Annotated in this window: 21 protein-coding genes and 1 pseudogene; 8 read left to right on the top strand and 14 right to left on the bottom strand. The window is 69.6% G+C overall.

The window, feature by feature from the left end; genetic code table 11:
* Positions 1–709 precede the first annotated feature (709 nt).
* Genes H976_RS0102515 through H976_RS0102505 form a run of 3 tightly spaced genes read left to right on the top strand, consistent with a single transcriptional unit; the run spans position 710 to position 3,141 of the window.
* Entirely contained in the window at positions 710–1,234 is a 525-nt protein-coding gene (locus tag H976_RS0102515; protein WP_027860241.1) for a nitroreductase family protein, read from the top strand.
* Between the two features lie 9 nt (positions 1,235–1,243).
* A complete protein-coding gene (locus H976_RS0102510) occupies positions 1,244–2,278 on the top strand; it encodes a 5-methyltetrahydropteroyltriglutamate--homocysteine methyltransferase (RefSeq protein WP_027860240.1) in 1,035 nt (344 codons plus the stop codon).
* A gap of 53 nt (positions 2,279–2,331) precedes the next feature.
* Positions 2,332–3,141: a hypothetical protein gene (locus tag H976_RS0102505; protein ID WP_027860239.1), complete on the top strand. Its 810-nt coding sequence runs from the start codon at positions 2,332–2,334 to the stop codon at positions 3,139–3,141.
* 19 nt (positions 3,142–3,160) lie between these two features.
* On the opposite strand, the gene H976_RS28435 is transcribed toward H976_RS0102505, so the two are convergent.
* From H976_RS28435 to H976_RS0102490, 3 genes are all read right to left on the bottom strand, one after another.
* The gene (locus tag H976_RS28435; protein ID WP_196803921.1) at positions 3,161–3,754 is read right to left on the bottom strand and encodes a hypothetical protein; all 594 of its coding nucleotides are present in this window, start codon (positions 3,752–3,754) and stop codon (positions 3,161–3,163) included.
* Positions 3,751–5,274: an MFS transporter gene (locus tag H976_RS24190; protein WP_196803920.1), complete on the bottom strand. Its 1,524-nt coding sequence runs from the start codon at positions 5,272–5,274 to the stop codon at positions 3,751–3,753. The genes H976_RS28435 and H976_RS24190 overlap by 4 nt, the downstream gene beginning before the upstream one ends.
* Before the next feature lie 118 nt (positions 5,275–5,392).
* Entirely contained in the window at positions 5,393–6,451 is a 1,059-nt protein-coding gene (locus tag H976_RS0102490) for a helix-turn-helix domain-containing protein (RefSeq protein WP_051276024.1), read from the bottom strand.
* Positions 6,452–6,678: 227 nt separating this feature from the next.
* Between H976_RS0102490 and H976_RS0102485 the strand changes: the two genes are divergently transcribed.
* The gene (locus H976_RS0102485) at positions 6,679–7,323 is read left to right on the top strand and encodes a TetR/AcrR family transcriptional regulator (protein WP_027860237.1); all 645 of its coding nucleotides are present in this window, start codon (positions 6,679–6,681) and stop codon (positions 7,321–7,323) included.
* Here the strand turns inward: H976_RS0102485 and H976_RS24185 are convergent.
* From H976_RS24185 to H976_RS0102470, 3 genes are all read right to left on the bottom strand, one after another.
* Positions 7,257–8,699: an FAD-binding oxidoreductase gene (locus H976_RS24185; RefSeq protein ID WP_081682620.1), complete on the bottom strand. Its 1,443-nt coding sequence runs from the start codon at positions 8,697–8,699 to the stop codon at positions 7,257–7,259. The genes H976_RS0102485 and H976_RS24185 overlap by 67 nt on opposite strands.
* A gap of 183 nt (positions 8,700–8,882) precedes the next feature.
* Entirely contained in the window at positions 8,883–10,055 is a 1,173-nt protein-coding gene (locus H976_RS0102475) for an acyl-CoA dehydrogenase family protein (protein ID WP_027860236.1), read from the bottom strand.
* A 9-nt stretch (positions 10,056–10,064) separates the two neighbouring features.
* Positions 10,065–10,376, bottom strand: coding sequence for a hypothetical protein (locus H976_RS0102470; RefSeq protein WP_196803918.1), 312 nt, complete (start codon positions 10,374–10,376; stop codon positions 10,065–10,067).
* A 49-nt stretch (positions 10,377–10,425) separates the two neighbouring features.
* On the opposite strand from H976_RS0102470, the gene H976_RS0102465 reads away from it, so the two are divergent.
* The gene (locus tag H976_RS0102465) at positions 10,426–10,836 is read left to right on the top strand and encodes a CoA-binding protein (RefSeq protein WP_027860234.1); all 411 of its coding nucleotides are present in this window, start codon (positions 10,426–10,428) and stop codon (positions 10,834–10,836) included.
* Entirely contained in the window at positions 10,833–11,264 is a 432-nt protein-coding gene (arfB, locus tag H976_RS0102460) for an alternative ribosome rescue aminoacyl-tRNA hydrolase ArfB (protein WP_036223999.1), read from the top strand. The genes H976_RS0102465 and arfB overlap by 4 nt, the downstream gene beginning before the upstream one ends.
* Positions 11,265–11,372: 108 nt before the next feature.
* On the opposite strand, the pseudogene soxR reads toward arfB, so the two are convergent.
* Together soxR and H976_RS31065 are read right to left on the bottom strand one after the other, a co-directional pair.
* Positions 11,373–11,669: pseudogene (gene soxR, locus H976_RS24180) on the bottom strand (redox-sensitive transcriptional activator SoxR); the annotation flags it as partial.
* A 15-nt stretch (positions 11,670–11,684) separates the two neighbouring features.
* Entirely contained in the window at positions 11,685–11,816 is a 132-nt protein-coding gene (locus tag H976_RS31065) for a MerR family DNA-binding transcriptional regulator (protein ID WP_369758992.1), read from the bottom strand.
* A gap of 38 nt (positions 11,817–11,854) precedes the next feature.
* Between H976_RS31065 and H976_RS24175 the strand changes: the two genes are divergently transcribed.
* Entirely contained in the window at positions 11,855–13,225 is a 1,371-nt protein-coding gene (locus tag H976_RS24175; protein WP_036223997.1) for an MFS transporter, read from the top strand.
* Here H976_RS24175 and H976_RS0102445 read toward each other — a convergent pair.
* Together H976_RS0102445 and H976_RS0102440 are read right to left on the bottom strand one after the other, a co-directional pair.
* Positions 13,213–14,085 (bottom strand): caspase family protein, encoded by an 873-nt coding sequence (locus H976_RS0102445; RefSeq protein WP_027860232.1) that lies wholly within the window; start codon positions 14,083–14,085, stop codon positions 13,213–13,215. The genes H976_RS24175 and H976_RS0102445 overlap by 13 nt on opposite strands.
* A 23-nt stretch (positions 14,086–14,108) precedes the next feature.
* A complete protein-coding gene (locus tag H976_RS0102440; RefSeq protein WP_027860231.1) occupies positions 14,109–17,396 on the bottom strand; it encodes a CHAT domain-containing protein in 3,288 nt (1,095 codons plus the stop codon).
* Positions 17,397–17,578: 182 nt separating this feature from the next.
* On the opposite strand from H976_RS0102440, the gene wrbA reads away from it, so the two are divergent.
* Positions 17,579–18,187 (top strand): NAD(P)H:quinone oxidoreductase type IV, encoded by a 609-nt coding sequence (gene wrbA / locus H976_RS0102435; protein ID WP_027860230.1) that lies wholly within the window; start codon positions 17,579–17,581, stop codon positions 18,185–18,187.
* 4 nt (positions 18,188–18,191) lie between these two features.
* Here wrbA and purE read toward each other — a convergent pair whose 3' ends face one another.
* Genes purE through H976_RS0102415 form a run of 4 tightly spaced genes read right to left on the bottom strand, consistent with a single transcriptional unit; the run spans position 18,192 to position 21,354 of the window.
* Entirely contained in the window at positions 18,192–18,710 is a 519-nt protein-coding gene (gene purE / locus H976_RS0102430) for a 5-(carboxyamino)imidazole ribonucleotide mutase (RefSeq protein WP_027860229.1), read from the bottom strand.
* Positions 18,707–19,879, bottom strand: coding sequence for a 5-(carboxyamino)imidazole ribonucleotide synthase (locus H976_RS0102425; protein ID WP_027860228.1), 1,173 nt, complete (start codon positions 19,877–19,879; stop codon positions 18,707–18,709). Before H976_RS0102425 ends, purE begins: the two co-directional genes overlap by 4 nt.
* 22 nt (positions 19,880–19,901) lie before the next feature.
* A complete protein-coding gene (locus H976_RS0102420) occupies positions 19,902–20,861 on the bottom strand; it encodes an adenylate/guanylate cyclase domain-containing protein (RefSeq protein ID WP_051276019.1) in 960 nt (319 codons plus the stop codon).
* A complete protein-coding gene (locus H976_RS0102415; RefSeq protein ID WP_027860226.1) occupies positions 20,848–21,354 on the bottom strand; it encodes a PH domain-containing protein in 507 nt (168 codons plus the stop codon). The genes H976_RS0102420 and H976_RS0102415 overlap by 14 nt, the downstream gene beginning before the upstream one ends.
* Positions 21,355–21,376: the final 22 nt, after the last annotated feature.

Below are 21,376 nucleotides of genomic sequence, written 5' to 3'. Positions count from 1 at the left end.
GATCCGCGGTGGGATGGCCTCGAGATCGGTCGCAACGCTGACCAACGTCAACGCCCACTTCATTTGCCCGCGAGTCATTCCGGCAAAGCTTGGAGTGAGGGAGACAATTCCCGTGTTGTTACCCCTGGCCTGAAGAAAGATCACGGCTTGAGGGCGTCGCGATCGGGATGACGTGGCAACAACGCAGTTTCGAAGTTCGGCTGCGCAACTCCGTAACTTGACAACCTTTCGACCCGCCACGAGCGGCCCCCAAATTTGGTGGTACATCGTCCTGGAATCGAGTTTGATCGCGGTCTGGGGCTCTGGCAAGGCCCACAGGAGGGGAGGAGCAGACCAGTAAGGATCACGTCCTCTCAGTGGTTGACCGAATAACCGGCACTGGACAAGGCGAATCTCGCGCTGCGGATTTACTCGACTCGCCTTGGTCTGTGTCGGTGTCGGTGTCGGTGTCGGTGTCGGTGTCGGTGTCGGAGACTGAAGAATCGTCAACGTCGTGCGTGCCGTAGGAGCCACGCCCCTTGGTTGTGCCACGTCAGCCCGGCCCGGTGGGTGCACTTGTGCATCGGGCTCAGGCAAGATTTAGCGCGTCGCTGTACGGACCCGTTCCCGTTCTCCCTGTTCCACACGTGGTCGCTGTCGTCAGATCTCGTACCTCACTGGCTGGCGACAGATAGGGATGCTTCCCGGCTGACCAAGCGTTGCCAAAACCATGACCGATCTGGCGCAGACCTTGCGCGACCGCTGGAGTCCGACCGCGTGGGACGGCGAGCACGTGCTCCAGCCCATCGACGTGGAGCGACTCGTCGAGGCGGCGCGGTGGTCTCCGTCCGCCGGTAACTCGCAGCCCTGGACGTTCATCACCGCTCCTCGCGGCGACACCCTGCACGAGCGGCTTGTTCCTCTTCTCGCGCCCAGTGCTCGTCGGTGGGCGCCCGATGCCTCGCTTCTGGTGGTCAACGTCTGTCATCGGTACGTCGAGGGCACTGACTGGGACAGCTCGGAGTTCGCCGAGTACGACCTGGGTCAGTCGGTGGCACACATGACGCTGCAGGCGATGTCGATGGGTCTGTTCTCGCGCCAGTTCCGTGCATTCGACCGCGAGGCCGTGGAGCGGGAGCTCGGCGTACCCGAGCACTGGGTCGCCATGACCATCACCGCCATCGGCCGACCTGCCCAGGAGCCACCGCTCGAGGGGCGAGTTCGTCGACCCCTCGACGACGTGTGGTGGCGCTAGCATCCGAAGATGCCCGCGCAGACTCCTGTACTACCCACCTCACTCGTCGGCAGCTACGCCCAGCCGGAGTGGCTGATCGACCGCGCCAAGCTGGCCGGGCGGTTCCCGCCGCGAGTTCGTGCCAGGGAGCTCTGGCGCATCGAGCCGGAGCACCTGAAGGAGGCGCAGGACGACGCCACGGTGTTGGCGATCCGGGCCCAGGAGGAGGCGGGGCTGGACATCATCACCGACGGCGAGATGCGTCGGGAGTCCTACTCCAACCACTTCGCCACCGCGCTTGAGGGCGTCGACACCGACAACCCCGGTACGGCGCTCGACCGCAGTGGGCACCCCAACCCGGTCCCCCGGATCGCCGGCCCGATCGAGCGGACCGGACCCATCGAGGTCGAGGACGTGAAGTTCCTGCGCGCGCACACCGACCGCACCATCAAGATGACCGTTCCCGGCCCGTTCACGATGTCGCAGCAGGCGCAGAACGACTACTACCCCGACCTCGAGTCCGCGGCGATGGCGTACGCCGCCGCCGTGAACGCCGAGATCAAGGACCTGCACGCCGCCGGCGCCGACATCGTGCAGATGGACGAGCCCTACATGCAGGCGCGGCCCGACGACGCCCGTGCGTACGGACTCCAGGCGCTCGAGGCCGCCCTCGACGGAGTCACTGGAACGACCGCCGTCCACATCTGCTTCGGGTACGCCGCGATCATCCACGAGCGCCCCGAGGGCTACTCGTTCCTCCCCGAGCTCGGCGGCTGCTCGGCCGACCAGATCTCCATCGAGACCGCCCAGTCAGGTCTCGACCTCGGCGTACTCTCCGACCTCGCCGACAAGACCGTCATCCTCGGCGTCATCGACCTCTCCGACCAGGAGGTCGAGAGCGCCGATGTCGTCGCCGACCGGGTCCGGCGAGCGTTTCACTTCACCTCGCCTGACAAGATCACCATCGCTACCGACTGCGGGATGAAGTACCTCCCCCGCGCGAGTGCCGAGGGAAAACTGCGCTCGATGTCGGCGGCCGCCGCGACGCTGCGCGCTGAGCTGTAGGGCGGACGCCGCCTCGGCAGTACGCTGAGTTCCCTCGAGGAGGCGAAGCGTTCATGCAGCTGCCCATCCTGGCCCGCCTGATCGCTTCCGCGAGCGCCGTCGCGTTGCTGCTGACCGGGGTCGGCTCGGCGGCGCACGGCGCAGACCCGACGTACCCGACCGGCACGTTCACCGTCGACCGGACCAGCACGTACGCATTGGCACCCGACGGGGACGTGCTCGGCAGCGAGCCGGTGGTGGTCACGCGACACGAGATCATCGACGACACGACCGCACCGGACGACATCCAGGTCGTGCTCGACCCGAACGACGGGGCCTCGGGCTCGTTCTTGTGGTCTGCCCCCTACTGCCCAGGTGACACGTGTTCCCTGGGCTTCAGCAGGGTTGGCACGTTCACCCCGCATGCCTTGCTCACCGACCAGGACGGCCACACCTCCATCGTCGGTCTGCCGCAGGTCACGGTGATCCGCGACCTCACCGCCCCAGTCGTGCGTCTCACGAAGCCTCGCCCTCGACTCCGTCACAGGATCTCCGCGTGGCGCGTGCTGCACGGCACGGTGAGCGACCGCCAGATCGGGGTCTGGTCCGTCCATGCCGGGCTGACGCAGAAGCGACACGGTCGCTGGTACTGCTACTCGGACTACGACCACCGGTGGCACAAGGGTCTGCGCTCCGAGGCTGCGACGTGGCGGGGGGCCGGGGACTATCTGGAGACCGAGCTGGTCGGCGCCAACGGCTGGCGCACGCCCCGCATCCCTGGCCTCACGCGAGGGAGGTTGGTGGTCCGCATCACCGCCGATGACCGGACCAACAACTTCACTCCGATGCGGGTTGTGCACAGGGGGCGCCTCACTCGCCGGTGAGTCTGGTCAGCAGCAACCTTCAGATTTGGTTGATCCATGCCACCGCCCGGCGCTCGCTGGCGAACGAGCTCGAGCGGGGATCGTCGATGTGCGACGTCTGTCGTCGCTGCCCGGGACCTCGCGGTCCGCTGCCCCGGGCCGCAGACGCCCGCCAGAGCAGGGAGACTGCGACAACGCCGGCCACGCTCGGCAGCAGCCCGATCCAACCGAGCAGAGGCGTCAGGCCGACCTCGCCGGAGGTGTCCTTGACCAGCAGCGCCGTCAGTGCGAGTGCGGCGCCCGCGGCGAGGAGCACGGTGGACACCCACCGCGCCCATGACGTGCCCGCCCGCACGGCCCAGATCGAGACGACCCAGCCCATGACGCCGAGCGCACCGACCACGCCGAGGATGACGAGCCAGGCGGTCACCGCCGAGTCGACACGGTCCGGGGTGTACGACGGGTAGCCGTGTCGGACGTGTCCGGCCAGCACGTGACCGGTGGCGCGATCGACGAACGGCGCGACGGTGGCCGCGATGGTGAGCAGCAGACCGGCGTACATCGCAGCCAGGGCGCCGGCGTTCCCCCGGCGGGTGCTGGTGGTGCGGGTGGAGTGGGTGGAGTGGGTGGTCATGACAGTCCACGTCCTTCTAGCTCGGTGTCTTCAGTGGTGTTCATGCGATCGTCGGTGGCTCGGATGTCTGCTGCCGTGGGCTGTCGCAGCACGGTCAGCGCGACGACGACGGCCGCGACCAGCAGGGCGGCGTCGAGAGTCAGCCCGAGCGCGTAGCCGCGGGTGAGGGCTGCGGGGGTCGCGACGTGGCCGGTGCGGTGGTACGCCGCCGTACCCAGGGCGGCCAGGCCGAGGGCGGCGCCGATCTGGCGAGAACTGTTCAGCAGCGCGGACGCGATGCCGGTCTCCTGTGCCGCGACGCCGGCAGTCGCCACCGACACCACGGGTGCCAGGCACAGGCCGTAGCCGACGCTGGAGAGGACGAGCGGGGCCAGGATGCCGTGTGCAAAGGACTCGTCGGCGTCGAGGAAGGCATACCCGCTGTACCCGAGGGCGGTGACGAGTCCGCCTGCCACCAGCAGGACGCTTGGCGCGAACCTGTGGCTCAGCTTCACTGCGAGCATCGAGCCAGCGACCACACCGAAGGCGAACGGCAAGGACTCCGTTCCGGTCTTCGCCGGCCCCGTGTCGAGAACCCGCTGGAGGTAGAGGACGACGAAGTAGAAGCCAGACCCCATGACGGCCCCCAGCAGCAGGTTGAAGGCGTTGGCACCGGCGACGGCCCGGTTGGTGAGCAGGCCGAGCCGCAGGAGGGGGTCGCGGGTCGTCGTTCTCTCCACGACGACGAACGAGGCCAGCAGGGCGACCGCGGCGGCCAGGGTGGCGACGGTGGTCGTCGAGCTCCAGGGGTGTCTGTCGGTGCGGACCACACCGAGCACCAGCAGACTCATGCCGGCCGTGACGAGGGCCGCGCCCAGCAGGTCCGGGCCGCCGGCCGAGCGCGCCGACCGATGGTCGTGGACGATGCCGCGCCCGGCGAAGCCGAGGGCGACTGCCACGAGAGGCACGTTGACGAACATCACCCACCTCCAGCCGGCGTACTGGGTGAGCAGCCCCCCAGCCACGACACCGAAAGCGCCGCCGGAGGCGTTCACGGCGCTCCACACCCCGAAGGCGCGGGCACGCGCGGGGCCGGTGGGAAAAGTGGAGGTCAGCAGGGCAAGCGCGGCCGGCGCCAGGGCCGCAGCGCCAGCACCCTGGGCGGCTCGGGACGCCACCAGTGCGACTGGGGAGGTGGCCAGCCCACCAGCGAGTGAGGCGAGCCCGAACAGGCCGAGTCCGAACATGAGCACCCGCTTGCGGCCGTACCGGTCGGCCGCTTTGCCGCCCAGCAGCAGCAGACCTCCGAAGGCCAGTGCGTACGCGTTGATGACCCAGGTCAGGCCGACCGGGGTGAAGCCCAGGCGGTCACCGATCCGGGGCAGCGCGATGTTCACGATGGACAGGTCGACCGTGACCAGGAACTGCACCATCGCGACGGTGGCGAGCACGGGGGCCGTCCGCACCCGCGGCGCGCTGGTCGGCGGGCCAGCGGCCTCGCTCGTGTCGTGCAAGGCATTGGTGGTTCGGGGTGCAGCCATCGTGGTCTCCAGGTACGGGTGTCGTTCGTACCTGCCACGGTGGCCGCCCAGGCGCCGATTCACCTTGACGTGGTGTGACCCCTCCTTGTCCTGGGGTGCACACGAGGCCAGGGACCGGCTAGAGCGCCTCGTGGTCGGTCGGGACATCCACCCGCAGCGCCTTCGGAGGAACCCCGTGGCGGGCACGGAAGGCGCGGGTGAAGGTGGCGTGGTCCCGGAAGCCCCAGCGGGCGGCGATGCGGTGGATGGGCAGGTCGGCGAACCGGGGATCGACCAGGTCCCTGCGCGCCCGCTCGAGCCGCTGGTTGCGGATCGTCGCGGCGACGGTGAGGTCCTGGCTGGCGAACAACCGGTGCAGGTAGCTGACGGAGATGTGGTGGGCGGCGGCGATCGTGTCCGGTGAGAGCTCTGGGTCACCGAGGTGATCACGAATGTGGTCGACCACCCGCGAGAGCAGTCCCTGCGGTCCCGGCAGCACCTGCCGGTCGGAGTCGAGCACGTGCGCGACCACGGCATCGAACATGTCGAGGGTCAGGTTGCCGAGTCGCAGCAGGTCGCCTGGCCGGTAGTCCCCGCCCGGCCCGGCGGGAGCGGAGGCCAGGCCGGCCAGGAACTGGGTGAACACGCTGCCCATGCCGCCATGTCCGGGCACGGCTTCGGCGAGCATCCGGTCGAGCTGCGGCCGCTGCTGCGCGAGGAGTGATCGGGGCACCTGGGCTCGGATCAGTCGCGCGGGACCGTGCTCTGGGGCGATGTGCACCTCGAACGGGCGGCCGCTCGAGCGCAACGCCATCCACCCGGGTCGCAGCTCGAGGTCACGACCCGCCTGGCTCAGCACGGTCCGGCCGCTCAACGGCGCGATGAAGGCGTACACGTCGGGGTCCGAGGCCCGGATCAGGGCCGGAGTACGGGCGACGGTGGCGTTGGCCGCCGTCAGCTCCGAGACCTCGATGCTGCCGAGCTGGACCGCGCGGACGTGGGCGGCGAACAGCTCGGGGCGCCGGCTCAGCACGCGGCTCCCGTGGTTGCTGTCGGTGAGGAAGGCGTCGAAGTGCATCAGACGTTCCTGCGTCGACAGGCCGTCGGTGCTGAACACCGTCTCGAGGACTGCGCCGGCAGTCGGAGCGGCGGTGGGCTTCTGCGGAAGGAGCCCGGCTGATGCAGCGGAGCTGGTCATGGCGAGGTTCCGGTGGTTGTTGCTGACGTGGTCGGGGTGTCACGGCGTCGTGCGTGCTACTTTTCGAACATGTACCGAAAGTACTCCCCGATCTGGCTGCCGGCCAAGTGGGTTGACGCGTCCGTCGACGTACCACCCACCTTTGCCGGGAAGGTTCGCGGTTGACGGGCGAGGACGGGCAGGCACCTCGGGTCCCAGCCGCACCCGCCCGGACCGGTCGGCCTCCAGTGACCTCGCGCAGCGAAGTGCTGGCGGCTGCGCGTCGGCTGATCGACCGGCACGGCTGGGAGAAGCTGACGATCCGGCGACTGGCCGCCGAGCTCGGCATCGGCCCCACGACCCTCTACCATCACGTGCGCGATCGGGAAGATCTTCTCCTCCTGCTGCTCAACGAGTACGCCGGTCAGATCCCCCGGCCCCACCTTCCTGACGATCCGCGCGCGCGCATCGTCCTGGCAGCCGTCGCCCTGCACGACGCCCTGGCCGCCTGGCCCTGGGCGGCGGAGGTCCTGACCACCGACGGCTTCATCGCCGTCATGGGTGAGCCGGCCCTGTGGACGGTCGAGACCATGGTCGACGGTGCGACCCGAGCCGGGTGCACCCCCGAGCAGGCGGTGGAGGTGTTCCGGAGCATCTGGTACTTCACGGTCGGCGAGATCCTGGTCCGGGCACACTCGGCCCGCGCTCGGAGGGACGGCACCAGCCACGCTCCCGAGCGAGGCTTCTTCAGCGCCCTCGATGCTGCACAGCTGCCGCGATTGAAGGCGATCGGTGACACGTGGGCCGTGGTCGCCGCCCGCGACACCTATCGACCGGGCGTCGAGGCGTTCGTCGACGGACTGCTCGCCCAGGCCTCGGCCGCGCTTTCGTAGGGCGAGTCGGCGTCTCGGCCAGGGTGCGGGTGAGCATCCGTCGGACTGGCGGGCCGCACGTTGTGGTTCCGGGAGAACAAGTTCGCGGGGTCGTAGCAGCGTTTCACCTGAGCGAGCCGCTCGTGTGTCGCCGCCGGGTAGACCGCCGCGAGCGCCTCCTCACCTGCAGTCGACAAGAAGTTGGCGTAGGCGCCGTGCACGCTGGGCCCCAGCCGCGACCACATCGCATCCAGGGCTGGGCGAGCGGCCTCCACGACCGGCGCCGGGCCGGCGGTGACGCTCACGACCAACAGCTCCGCCTGCCGGTACGGATACGCCGTCGCACCTTCCGGCACACGTGAGACAGCGCCCCCGAGACTGCGAACCCCGACCACCGGCGCGCCGTTCGACGTCGAGGACTCGGCGAGGACGCGGAGCACGTCTGGCACCGACTCCTCGTCGACGAACGCGCTGCGCAGCACGAACTGCAGGCCGGGTGGCGGTGCGGCGCCATCGACGAGCGTGTCGGCGTACGGCCGCAGGGTGATGTCGTCGTCGAGGACCGTGCCGAGTCGACGGATGGGCTCGAGAGCCTCCGCGGCACGGTCCGCGTCGTCACTGTCGAAAGTCACGTGGACCTCAACGGGTGCCTGCGGTCCGCCGGTCATCGGGTTTGCGAGGTTGACGAGGGAGGTCAGGTCGTCGGGTGCCGCTCGCAGGTAGTCCGACCACCCGGTGAGAACAGTTTCGGCCTCGCGAGCCGGGAACGTGACCTTGCCGTGGAAGACCTCGGTGGTCGTGTGGGCCGCGAAGTCGAACGCGGTCACCACGCCGAAGCTGCCGCCTCCGCCCCGGAGGGCCCAGAACAGGTCGCTGTGGTCCTCGGCGCTGGCGTGCACGACCTCACCGGACGCGAGGACGACCTCGGCGCCGACCAACGCGTCCAGGGCTAGGCCGTACTTGCGCACCTTCCAGCCAATGCCGCCCGCCAGCGTCAGACCGCCGACGCCCACGCTCCTGGTGTCTCCGGACGAGATCGCCAGGTTGTGCTCGCTCAGCGCGGCGGCGACTGTGCCCCACGTGGCGCCGCCGCCGATGCGCACCAGGCGGCGGTCGAGGTCGAGGATCCGCACGCTGTCCAGTCCGCCGAGGTCGATGACCAGGCCGCCGTCGTTGGTGCCGAAGCCGGAGAAGCTGTGGCCGCCGCCCCTGATGCTGAGGGGAAGAGCAGCGTCGCGTGCGAAGCGGACCGCTGCACGTACGTCGCCGACGTCGTCCGGTCGCACGACGTACGCCGGGGCGCCGGTCGCGAAGACTGTTCGGCGGGCCACCTCGTAGTCGGCGTGGCCGGGCTCGATCATCTGTCCGCCGAAGCGGTCAGCCTGGAGGTCAGACATGAACCGTACCCGTCGCAGGTTCTGGTCCGTCGACTGCGTGGACTGGTCGGTGTGGTGGTGGCTTGTGGCCATGGCGAGCTCCAGGGAGAGGTGTTCAACACCAGCACCCTGCGCTGCCGCGCAGGCGTTCGCCTTGACCTGGAGTGACGTGCGCTTGACGTCCTCTCCACAGTGATCGGAAGGTCAGAGCTGCGACTGCACCCCAGCCAACAACTGGCGCGCCATCACGATGCGCTGGACCTGGTTGGTGCCTTCGTAGATCTGGGTGATCTTGGCGTCGCGCATCATCCGCTCGACCGGGTAGTCGCGGGTGTAGCCGTAGCCGCCGAGGACCTGGACGGCGTCGGTGGTCACCTGCATGGCGACGTCGGAGGCGAAGCACTTGGCTGAGGCGCCGAAGAAGGTGAGGTCCTTGTCGCCGCGCTCGGATCGGCCGGCGGCGGCGTACGTCAGCTGTCGGGCCGCCTCCACCTTCATGCCCATGTCGGCCAACATGAACTGGAGCCCCTGGAAGTCGGCGATCGGCTTGCCGAACTGCTGACGCTCCTTGGCGTACTCCAGCGCGTAGTCGAGTGCGCCTTGCGCCACGCCGACGGCTTGGGCGGCGATGGTGACCCGGGTGTGGTCGAGGGTCTTCATCGCGGTCGCGAACCCGGTGCCCTCCCCGCCGATCATCCGGTCGGCGGGGATGCGGACCTTGTCGAAGTACACCTCGCGCGTCGGGGATCCCTTGATGCCGAGCTTCTTCTCCGGCGCACCGAAGGAGACGCCCTCGTCGGACTTCTCCACCACGAAGGCGGAGATGCCGCCGCGGGTCTTCTTCTCGGCATCGGTGACGGCCATCACGGTGTAGAACTCCGACTCCCCCGCGTTGGTGATCCAGCGCTTCACACCGTTGAGCACCCAGCCGTCGCCGTCCTTCTCGGCCTTGCACTTCATGCCGCCGGCGTCAGACCCGGCGTCGGGCTCGGAGAGGCAGTAGGAAAAGCCACCCTCACCTGCGGCGAGCTTGGTGAGGTACTTCTTCTTGATGTCCTCTCCACCGGAGATCTGCACCGGCAGCGACCCGAGCTTGTTCACAGCGGGGATGAGCGAGGAGCTCACGCAGACGCGGGCGATCTCCTCGATCACGATGACGGTGGCCAGCGCGTCGGCGCCGGCCCCGCCGTACTCCTCGGGGACGTGGGGGGCGTGGAAGTCGGCCGCGATCAACGCCTTCTCGGCCTCGACCGGGTAGCGCGCTTCCTCGTCGACCTCGGCGGCGTGCGGCGCGATCTTGGCCTCGGCGATGGCGCGGACCGCCTCTCGGATCGCCTGGTGCTCGTCGGTGAGGGCGTAGACAGGGAAATCGCTCATGGGGCAAGGCTAGGCGAGCCATTCGACGCCGGCGTTGGCGACGTCGTGCTTGGCGCGTGCGACGAGGGCTTCGTGCGCTGTCGGGTCCGCTTCCGGAGTGAGTGCCTCGCCCAGGAAGGTCGCCGTGTCGCCGTCCGGCCCCGGCAGCTGGACCAGGGCCGCCGCAGTAACGGTGCGTCCCTCGAAGACGGCATAGGCGAGGAAGCCCTCGACCTCCGCGACGTCGGGCAGGCGGTCGAGGATCCCGGCAGGATCGTGCACTCCGTGCTCGCGCAGGACCCGGACCACCTGGCGGCCCACACCCCAGCCGATCTGCTCCACGTCCACAGGTCCTCCCTCCACCGGTTGCGGTCGAGAATAGGTTTGTCCCGTGATCCCGGGTTGGCAGGACCGTGCAACGGTCGACCGCATGCTCGACGAGTACGAGACCTGGGCGGTCGTCGGGTTGTCCGGCAACACCAGCCGTACGGCGTACCGCATAGCGGCCCTGCTCCAGGAACGTGGCAAGACGATCGTGCCGGTCCACCCGAACGCACCGACAGTGCTCGGCGAGCAGGGCTACGCCACGCTGGCCGACGTGCCGTTCCCGATCGACGTCGTAGACGTGTTCCGGCGCTCGTCGGCCGCCGGTCAGTTCGCCGACGAAGCCGTCGCCGTGGGCGCCAAGGGCGTCTGGTTCCAGCTCGGCGTGATCGACCAGGAGGCGTTCGAGCGCACCTGGGCCGCCGGCGTGCCGATGGTGATGGACACCTGCCCGGCGATCGAGTGGCGCAAGCGGTGACCAACGGCCTGTACCTGCGTCCCGGACCGGGCATTCCCGACGGGCTCGCCATCCCGGAGAGCGATCTCGAGGAACGGTTCTCGAAGTCGTCAGGCCCCGGTGGTCAGTCGGTGAACACCACCGACAGCCGGGTCGAGGTCAGCCTCGACCTGGCATCGTGCTCGGCCCTAAACGACGCCCAGCGCGAGCGCGCGATCAGCCGACTGGGGCGGACGCTCGCCGTGGTCGCCTCCGAGCACCGCTCCCAGCACCGCAACCGGGTCGCAGCACGGTCCCGGATGGCTGACCGGCTGCGCGAGGCGCTGGCTCCGCCGCCCTTGCAGCGGGTGCCGACCAAGCCCACCAAGGGCTCCCAGCGACGTCGGGTGGAGAGCAAGAAGCGCCACTCGCAGGTCAAGTCCCTGCGCGGCCGGGTCCGCGACGACTGACGACACAACGGACAGGGCGAGCGGGTGATTCTGGAGCCGGGCGGGCGAAGTATCGCCCTTCCGGCGGCAGTTTCCCCGGGCGCCCGGGGAAACCGACCCCCCTAGGCCTCACTCGACGGTGAGGAGTCGCGCGCCGCTGCCCTCCTCCGAGAGATGGTCCTCCTCGTTGTTCAGGGCGCAGGACTTCAGTGAGAGGCAGCCGCAGCCGATGCAGCTGGTCAGGGTGTCGCGCAGCTTCTCCAGCTGCTCGATCCGGTGCTCGAGGTCGGCGCGCCAGTGTCGCGAGAGGCGGGTCCAGTCCTTCTTGGTGGGAGTCCGACCCTCGGGGAGGGTCTCGAGCGCGCCACGGATCTCGGCCAGGGGTACGCCGACGCGCTGCGACGTACGGATGAACGCCACGCGGCGTAGTGTCTCGCGGGCCTAGCGGCGCTGGTTGCCGGCGGTGCGCTCGCTGTGGATCAGACCCTCGCGCTCGTAGAAGTGCAGCGCAGAGACGGCGACGCCCGATCTCTCGGCCAGCTCGCCCGGAGTCAGCAGCTTGACGGTAGTCATTTGACCTCAACCTTAGTTGAGGTTATTGACTGGCGCCTATGACCATGACGCAACCCGATGTCGCGCCGCGCGCCTTCGACGAGCAGCACCGCACCGTCACTGTCGGGCTGCTCGCCCTGGTCACCATGTTCGCCTTCGAGGCGGTCGCGGTCAGCCTGGCGATGCCGAGCGTGGCGCGGGACCTCGGCGGAGAGACGCTGTACCCGATCGCGGTCATCGGGATGCTCACCGCCGCCATCGTCGGCATGGTCGTCGGCGGCATCTGGGGCGACGCTCGCGGGGCGAGCCTGCCGGTGACCCTGGGCGGTGTCGGCTTCGTGGCCGGCCTCCTCTTGTCGGGGTTCGCCGGCTCGATGGAGGTCCTGGTCGCCGGTCGGCTGCTGCAGGGCCTGGGCGGCGGGGCGGCACTGACGGGGCTGTACGTCGCCGTGGCCGACGGCTACCCGGCCCACCTGCGCACCCGGGTGTTCTCGCTGTTCGCGACCGCCTGGGTGGTGCCCTCGATCGCTGGCCCGTTCGTCGCCGGCGCACTGGTCGACCTCTTCGGGTGGCGCTCGGTCTTCCTGGTCGTCGCGGGCTTCGCCGCCCTCAGCATCCTGGCCGTACGACGACCCATGTCGCGCCGTCTGGCCGTCCGCTCCGAGCCGCTCGTCTGGGGCCGTCGACCGCTGTACGCCGTCGTCGCCGCGGTCGGGGTGGTCGCACTGCACCTGGCCGGCCACGGCTCCGGCCTCCGTTCTGCGGCGCTGCTCGTGGCCGGGTTGCTGGTCGTCACGCTCGCCGCCGGTCCCCTGCTTCCCCGGGGCACCACCCGAGCGACCCGCGGACTTCCGGCAGTGATCGCGTCGCGTGGCCTGTTCGGTGCCGCCTTCGCCTGCGTGGAGCTGTTCCTGCCGCTCGTGCTGCAGGTCGAGGCGGGGATGAGCCCGACCCTGAGCGGACTGGTGATGATGGTCGGTGCGCTCGGCTGGGTGGCAGGTTCGGCGTACGCCGGCAAGCGCGGTGAGCCCGAGACGTTCCCGAGGATCATGCGCGTCGGCAGCCTGAGCCTGCTCGTCGGCACGCTCATCTCCCTGACGCTGGTGCCCCTCGACCACCTGCCGGTGATCGCCGGAGTGGTGGCCACGATCGGCTTCGCCACCATGGCGGTCGGGATGGGCCTGGCCACCCCGCTGATGTCGACGCTGGCCCTCGACATGGCACCCGAGGGACGTCAGGGAGACAGCGGTGCGGCCATCCAGATGAGCGACTCGCTCGGTCAGAGCATCGCCGCCGGTCTGGTGGGTGCGGTGTTCGCGCGCTGGTTCCTGATCGACGAGCACACGTCCTATCTCGCCGGCTTCGGGATGGCGGTGCTGCTGGCGCTCGTCGCGATGATCACCGCGCGGCGTACCACTCAGAACGGCTGACCGAAGGGCACCTTCTTGGCCTTCGCCGGTGCCTCGAGGGTGGAGCGCTGCTCGAAGTCGCCGGTCTTGAGTCCCTTGGTGACGGCGGCGGCCAGCTGGCTGCGGCTGCGCGTTGCGTCCTCCGCCAGCGCCTTGAGGAACAGGTAGGTGAACGCGCCGTTGGGGCGGTTGCTGAAGGTCGCGTCGGACGCCGTCTGGTCGGGACGGCAGGCGGCGAACAGCACCGGCTTGGCGCTGCCGCTGCGCGCCTTGGTCAGCTCACGCAGCGACTTCGTGTCCGGCCTGGGGGCCGAGCTGGCGCGGATCGCGCGGGCCTGGTCCAACCCCCGGGGCGTCGGCGGCGGCAGGAACCTCGGCCGGCGACCCATCAACATCGCCTGCTGGATGTCCTCGAGGTCCTTCAAGCCGGTGCCGCTGTGGCAGGTGTCGAGGAGCACCTCGACGAGCACGCCCTCCGGCACCGTCGCGAACAGGTCGTGCAGCTCGTTGTCGATGATGACGGTGCTGCGGTCCCAGCTGTCACCGGTCTGCTTGATGTCGTGGCAGGCGAACGCTTCGTCGAGACCGTCAGGCTCGTCGGGATCGTCGGGCACGCTCGGTACCTGGGTGCCGTGGCTGGAGAAGGTGAAGACCAGCTGGTCGCCCGGCTTGGAGGCCTTGACCATCGAGGTGAGCGCGGTCATCACCTTCTTCTTGGTGGCCTCCTTGTCGCGCAGCACGGTGATGCTGCGTGCGGTGAAGCCGAGTCCCTTGAGGGCCTTGGAGATGTCGTTGGCGTCGTTGACACAACCGCTCAGCCAGCTGCTCATCGGCAGTGACCTGAACTCGTTGATGCCGACGCAGAGCGCGCGACGGGCCATGAGCGTTCCTTTCGGTGGGGTGTTCAGGAGGTGACGAGGACCGCGTCGGGTCTCGCGTAGACGACGAAGGCGAGCCACGTGGCGTCGCCGGCCTGGCGAGCCGCCTCCCGGGCACGGGTGGTGGCCACGCTGATCTGTTCTCCGGCCAGCAGCTCGTCGTACAGCTTCTCGACGAAGATGCGCGACGGCTGCTCCTGCACCGACCACAGGCAGGAGACGAAGGCCGATGCACCGGCGTCGAGGAACGCCTTCGCGAAGCCGCCGACCGTGGTGAGCAGCTCACCGGCCCGCCCGACCTGGCAGGCATTGAGTACGACGACCGGGCCGGCCGTCCCCTTCGTGGCCCAGGTGGCGTTCTCGCTGACGGTGGTGGCGCCGAGGTACTGCGGCTCGACCGTGCCGGCCCGCTTGAGCCCCTGGAGCAGCAGCTTGGCGTCGAGGATGTCGCTGGGATCGGCGGCACCGTGGCCGGAGAAGTGGAACAGGTCGAAGTCGCCCGAGCGCAACAGCGTGCGTACGCCGTTGGGCGTGGCCGTCACCTTGGAGGCCTCGAACTTCTCGGCCAGGAACTGCTCCTCGAAGACCGGCTCGGTCAGAGCGAACACCGGGTCCTTGTAGAGCGGGACCAGCGAACGCGCCCTGCCCCGGCGGACGCGCATCTCGCGCGGAGGGAAGCTGCCCGACTGCCACCGCACCATGCCGGCCTGGGCCAGGAAGCGCGGCTTCTCCTGGCGCGGACCCGTCGGCGGCTTGAGGTGGACCAGCTCCCACGGGACGAACGGCTCGTCGGCGTACACCAGCAGGTCCTTGATCCTGGACTTGTTGTCCCACAGGTAGGCCTGCATGTCGGGCGGGAACAGCTCGTCGAACATCTTCGAGCCGACGTCCTGGAGCTTGCGTTCGCGCTCCTTCGGGTCGCCGCTGGTGTTCTTCCACACGTCGGCGACGTCGTCGAGGATGGTGGCGATCTTCGCCTCGCGGTCCTTGAGCGGACTCGACTCGAAGTGCAGCGCCGGCTTGGTGGGCTCGAGGCGCACGGCGTAGAGGTAGGACACCTCGTCGTCGGTCAGCTCGCGTTCGTAGATCTCGATGCACGGGATTCCCTCGAGCTCCGGCGCATCGATCATGGGGTCCATGTCGACCCCGGACGTCGTGCCCAACGGCACCGTGGCCGCGTCCTGGGCACCGACGGCGGTCGCCTCCAGGGTCAGGTGGCCGACCGTGACCGTGCCCTGCTTGACGACGATCTTCACGACGCACGCGCCCGGGGCCAGCGCCTGACCAGTGAAGGTCAGCTCGCTGGTTCCTCCGCCCGGCGGCAGCGCGAAGACGTCCGCACCGGTGCCGGTCAGGCGCACGTTCTTCTTGCCGACGACCTGGACGGCCAGTGGCCGCTCGGCGTCGACGTCCACGCCGGCGGCGGCGTGGACGGCACCGCTGCTCGGCACGATGGCGTTGCGCGAGAGCTGGACGCTGATCACGAAGTCGGTCTCCACCACCACGTTGTCAGGCATCTCGGCGGCCAGGTGGGCCGGCGTCGACGCGAGCTCGGGAGCGACCGGTGGGATCGCGCGTTGCGCTGGCGCCATGGCCGCGGAGGGCGGTGGCGGCTCCGGGGGCTCCGCCATGGCAGCCGTGGGCTCGTCGGCCGCCGCGGCCGTCTCGGACTGCTGCTCCCACATGCCGGGCGGGATCCCGCGGGTGACCGGCGCCGACTCGACCGAGGCGCCACCTCCCGCGTCGTCTCCCCCGCCGGCACCCATGCCGAGCGGCAACCAGCTGCCGAGGGCCTCGATCACCTTGAGCTGGGAGAAGTAGTTGTTGTGGTAGGTGACGTCGTTCTCGCCCAGCGCGCAGGTGTCCCGGACGAAGCCACCGGCCTTGCCACCGATCGCCGACATCGACGCCACGTCGACCACCAGGTCGTTGTCGCCGTGGAACAGCTGGTCGACGAAGCCCTCCTTGAGCTTGCGCGCCAGCTCCTTGGAGAACTCCGGGGGACGGTGGCTGTCGTCGAACAGGCTCACGTGGAAGCTGGAGCTGACCACGAACCAGTTGGTGCCGGGCTTCGGCTGGCCCGGCTGCTGCTTGTCGAGCTCCTTGATGAAGCGACCACCGGGCGCCATCGCCGCCAGCCCGGGGACCTCGTCACCGGTCGCGATGTAGGAGACGAGGTACTTCACGAACGCCCCGATCCCCTTGACCACCCCGCCGACGATCACCCCGACAGCTCCGGCCCCGGCCATCGTCAGCACCTTCGCCGACACCGCTGCGAGGTTGGTGTAGAGGTCGACCATGTCCGACCAGCGCTCGGGGTCGGCCAGGTGTGTGCCGCCATGGGTCGAGGCCACGAAGACGATGTTGTCGACGCTGGCCGGCCAGCTGCTGGGGGGCAGCACCTGCTCCACGAAGGAGCGCGTGGTCAGCCCACCCCGGCTGTGCGTGACGATGTCGAAGACGAGCTCGGCCTCGGGCCGGTGGGTCTGCAGCCGCTCCAGCAGGTCCTCGGCGTTCTGCTTCGGGTCGACGCTGAGGGTCTTGTGGTCGAAACCGATGACGGCGTCGTACGCCGAGAGCGCGGTGCTCAGGAACCCCGGGCCGTTCTCCCCCACCCCCAGGGCCCCGAAGCCACCGGCGGTCGAGGAGAAGGTGCCGTGGATGAACAGCAGCACCCGCACCGGCCGGTCGGTCGGGAGGTGCAGCTCGTCGAGGGTCTCGAACCGCTTCCAGCTGGACACCTCGGTGTCGGTCAGGTGGACGAGGCCCGTCTTGACGTGGGCCTCCATCTTCTCGACTGCCTTCTCCATCAGGGCCGGCGCGACGAAGCGGAAGACCAGGGCCTGGGCCGCGCCTTCGACGACGGTGCCGAGCAGTCCCCGGTCCTGGCGGTCCGTGGGTGCCGGGGCGGCTGCACCCGGGACGGGCTGGACGTCGATCTCGAAGCGACGGGTCTGTGGCCCCGGGTCGAGAGAACGAGTACGGCGACCGGCGTCGACCGGCAGGTGCCAGGAGTAGACGCCGTCGCGCTCCAGCAGCACGACCGCGTCCTCGTCCGGGGGCACGTCGACGTCCAGCTGGACGGTGCCTCCGCGCGCAGGGGCACCCAGGTCCTTGGTGCCGCGCGGTGCGAGGTCGACGGTCTGCACCAGGTCGAGGTCGCTGTCCTGGAGCGCGGCGATCAGCTCTGTGTGGGCCGCTGCCTGGTTGAGCTGCGCCGGATCGGGCAGCCCCTTGGTGGCAGCCGGTTCCTGCGCGTCGTACGACGGAGGGGTGGTCACCCGCACCGTCCCGTTGGCAAACGTCGACGACATACGTTGCTCCCTTCGCCCAGTTCGGGTGCACGTCCTGTCAACGTAGAGCGGTTCGTGGGACTGGAGATACCACTGGGACGGCCTGGTCTACCCCGGGGATGTTTGAGAGGGCGGCGGGTACGGGCACGGTGAAGTAGTTGAACAACCAACCTTCGCGGACCCCTCAGGAGAGCGACCACATGATGTCAGACCCCGTCAAGCTCGCGATCATCTACTACTCCTCCACCGGCACCGTCGACGCGATGGCGCGGCACGCAGCCACGATGGCGGAGAAGGCAGGCGCCGAGGTGCGGCTGCGACACGTCGAGGAGCTCGCACCCGACGACGTGGTGGCGACCCAGGACGAGTGGGTCGAGCACCGCAAGGCCGTGGCCGACGAGCCGACCGCCGTACCAGACGACGTGGTGTGGGCCGACGCCGTCCTGTTCGGTACGCCGACCCGGTTCGGCAACGTGGCCAGCCAGCTCAAGCAGTTCATCGACACGCTCGGTCCGCAGTGGGGCGAGGGCAAGCTGGCCGACAAGACGTACGCCGGGTTCACCGCCGCCAAGACGATGCACGGGGGGCACGAGTCGACGCTGCTGGCGCTCTACAACACGATCCACCACTTCGGCGGCATCGTCGTACCGCCCGGCTACACCGACGACATCAAGTTCGAGGAGGGCAACCCCTACGGCGTCTCGCAGGTCGACCAGGGCGACTCCGACGAGCCGTTGACCGACACCGCTTCCGAGGCGCTGACCCACCTCGTCAACCGGCTGGTCACGATCACCGGCAAGCTGAACAGCTAGATCTCTAGAAGCCCAGCTTGTGCGCGGACTCGCCGCGCACGGCCTTGCCCTTCTCCTGCGCGGTCTGCTTCAGCTCGGCCTGGAAGTCGACCATCCGCTGCTGGAGAGCGGGGTCGCCGGCGGCCAGGATGCGTACGGCGAGCAGGCCGGCGTTCCTGGCATTGCCCACCGCCACCGTCGCGACCGGTACACCGGCCGGCATCTGCACGATGGAGAGCAGCGAGTCCATCCCGTCGAGGTACTTCAGCGGCACCGGCACGCCGATCACCGGCAGCGGCGTGACCGCCGCGAGCATGCCCGGCAGGTGGGCCGCTCCCCCGGCGCCGGCGATGATCACCTGCAGCCCGCGACCGGCGGCCTCCTTGCCGTAGGCCAGCATCTCCTCGGGCATCCGGTGGGCCGAGACCACGTCGGCCTCGAAGGCGATGTCGAACTCCTCGCACGCCTCGGCGGCCGCCTTCATCACCGGCCAGTCCGAGTCGGATCCCATCACGATGCCGACACGTGCGCTGGACTCGCTCATTCGCTCTCCTCTCCCAGGTCGCCCGCGAACCATGCTGCCGCATGGCGGGCCCGTTCGAGGCAGTCCTCGAGGTCGTCGCCGTAGGCGTTGACGTGGCCGACCTTCCGGCCCGGCCGCATCTCCTTGCCGTACAGGTGCACCCGCAGCCGCGGGTCGCGGGCCATGGCGTGGGGGTAGCCGTCGTAGAGGCGACCGGTGTGCTCGGCTCCGCCGAGGATGTTGACCATCACCGTCCACCGGGCGCGGGGGTCGGGTGCGCCGAGCGGCAGGTCGAGCACGGCACGGAGGTGGTTCTCGAACTGGCTGGTGACCGACCCGTCCTGGGTCCAGTGGCCGGTGTTGTGCGGTCGCATGGCGAGCTCGTTGACCAGCACCCGCCCGTCGACGGTCTCGAACAGCTCCACGGCCAGCACCCCGGTCACGCCGAGCTCGCCGGCGATCTTCATCGCGATCTGCGCGGCCTCGGCGGCGAGCGCGGGGGCGAGGTCGGGCGCCGGGGCGATCACCTCGTGGCAGATCCCGTTGCGCTGTGTGGAGGCCACGATCGGCCAGACGGCCACCTGGCCGGACGGTGAACGGGCCACCAGTGCGGACAGCTCGCGGCGGAAGTCGACTCGCTCCTCGGCCAGGATCTCCCGGCCCGACTCGAAGGCGGCGGCGCAGTCGTCTGGTCCGTCGACGAACCAGACCCCCTTCCCGTCGTACCCGCCCCTGGTGGTCTTCAGGACACACGGCCAACCCCCTGAAGAATTGGCGAAAGCGGCGACGTCCTCGACCGAGGACACGAGGGCGTTGCGTGGGCAGGGGATGTCCAGCTCGGCGAGCCGGCGGCGCATCACGCCCTTGTCCTGGGCGTGCACCAGCGCCTCCGGCCCGGGGCGTACGGCGAGCGAGTACTCCAACGCGTGCAGGTGGTCGGTCGGGACGTGCTCGTGGTCGAAGGTGACCACCTCGCAGCCCTCGGTGACCGCCCGCAACGTGGCCAGGTCGGTGTAGTCGCCCACCGTGTGGTCGGGCAGCACCTGCGCGGCGCTCACGCCCGGCGCCTCGGCCAGCAACCGGATAGGGATGCCGAGAGCGGCGGCGGGCTCGGCCATCATCCGGGCCAGCTGTCCGCCGCCGATGACGGCCACGGTGGGGGCGAGCGGCCCGCTGGACGTCTGGGTCACGGAGCGACCCTATCCAGCCCGGTCAGCGAGGCGAACGACGGACCGCGACCGGCTCGAGGTCGCCGAAGCCGCGGACCGGACGGGCCGGGAGCACGCGGGTCTCGTAGCGGTGCGCCGGCAGCCGCTCCGCCGTGTGGGCGTCGGTGATCACCCGGTTGCGCCGGGCGACGCCGACCAGCCGGGCCGCGAGGTTGACGGCGGGGCCGTAGACGTCCCCCATGCGGAGTACGACGGACCCGGTGACCAGCCCGACGCGCACGTCCGGCAGCCGCTTGTCGCCTCCGATCACCTGCACGATGTCCCAGGCGATCTCGACCCCCTCCTCCGGGGTCGGCGCCATGAACAGCACCGAGTCGCCGAGGGTCTTGACGACCCGTCCGGCCCGTCGGGAGACGACGTCGTGGCTGCGGCTCTCGAACACCTCGACCAGGTCGCCGATCTCGTCGTCGTCGAGCCGGTTGGTGAGCTCGCTAAAGCTGACCAGGTCGGCGAAACCCACCGTCGCCTCGGCCAGCTGCTCGTCGGCGGCGCCCTCGAGGCTCTCCACACGGGCGACGGCAGCGACGAGGTGCCGTCGCCAGACGTAGGTGAGCAGCGCCTCGAACTCCGGACCGATCCCCTCCACGAGCCGCAGCGCCTCCTCGCGCTTGGAGGAGTCGCTCGTGGTCTTGTCGAGCAGCGAGGCCAGCGTGGCCACCTCCCACTCGGCGAGCCGGTCCATCGTCTGCCCGACCGCACGGGTCATCCGCACGATCGTGTCGAAGTCGAGGTGGCCGAGCCGCTCGATCGCGGCGACCCTCGAGAGCGCCTCGGCGTCAGCGGTGCTGAACGCCGAGGCTCCGTCGGCGCCCGGGAAGCCGAGCGCGCGCCAGAGCCGCTGCGCCTGGTCGACGGTGAGTCCAGCGGTGGCAGCCACCTCTTCGCCGGTCAGCTCAGGGACGGCTCCGAGAATCGCTCGTTCGAGGTCCTCAGGTGCCGTCATCAGCCTTGCGGGCCCCGTGGAAGAGCTCGTCGCTCACCCGCAGCTGGGCCTGTTCGACGTTGGGGATGTCGTGGAGCTGCACCCGTCCCTGCTCGCTGGCGTCGGAGATGATCAGGGTGCCGCAGCCGAAGATCCGGTCGAGGAGGCCCTTCTCGTACTCGATGTCGCTGATCCGGTTCATCGGGATGTCGTGGCCGCGGCGGGTGAGCAGTCCGGTGCGGGTGATCAGCCGCCGGTTGGTGAAGGTGTAGGTCGTGGTCAACCAGTCGAGGAACGGCTTCACGCAGAACCACAGCAGCAGCAGGGCGGTGACCACCCACAGCACCCACCGCCAGGTGCCGGCGTGGTCGCCGTCGGGGAGGCTGGACAGGTAGCCCGCCACTCCTGCGATCACGATCAGCACCACGGCGGGGAGGACCAGCGCCTTGACGTGCGTGCGGGTGCTGAGCACGACGTGCTCGCCCTCGTTGAGGAGCTTCGGGGAGATCGCCACGGCCCCGATCATGCCACGGACG

The organism is Marmoricola sp. URHB0036 (genome assembly GCF_000426045.1).
Lineage (GTDB): Bacteria > Actinomycetota > Actinomycetes > Propionibacteriales > Nocardioidaceae > Marmoricola.
Note: the sequence above shows the minus strand (reverse complement) of the source record. Positions and strands in the feature narration are given on the sequence as shown.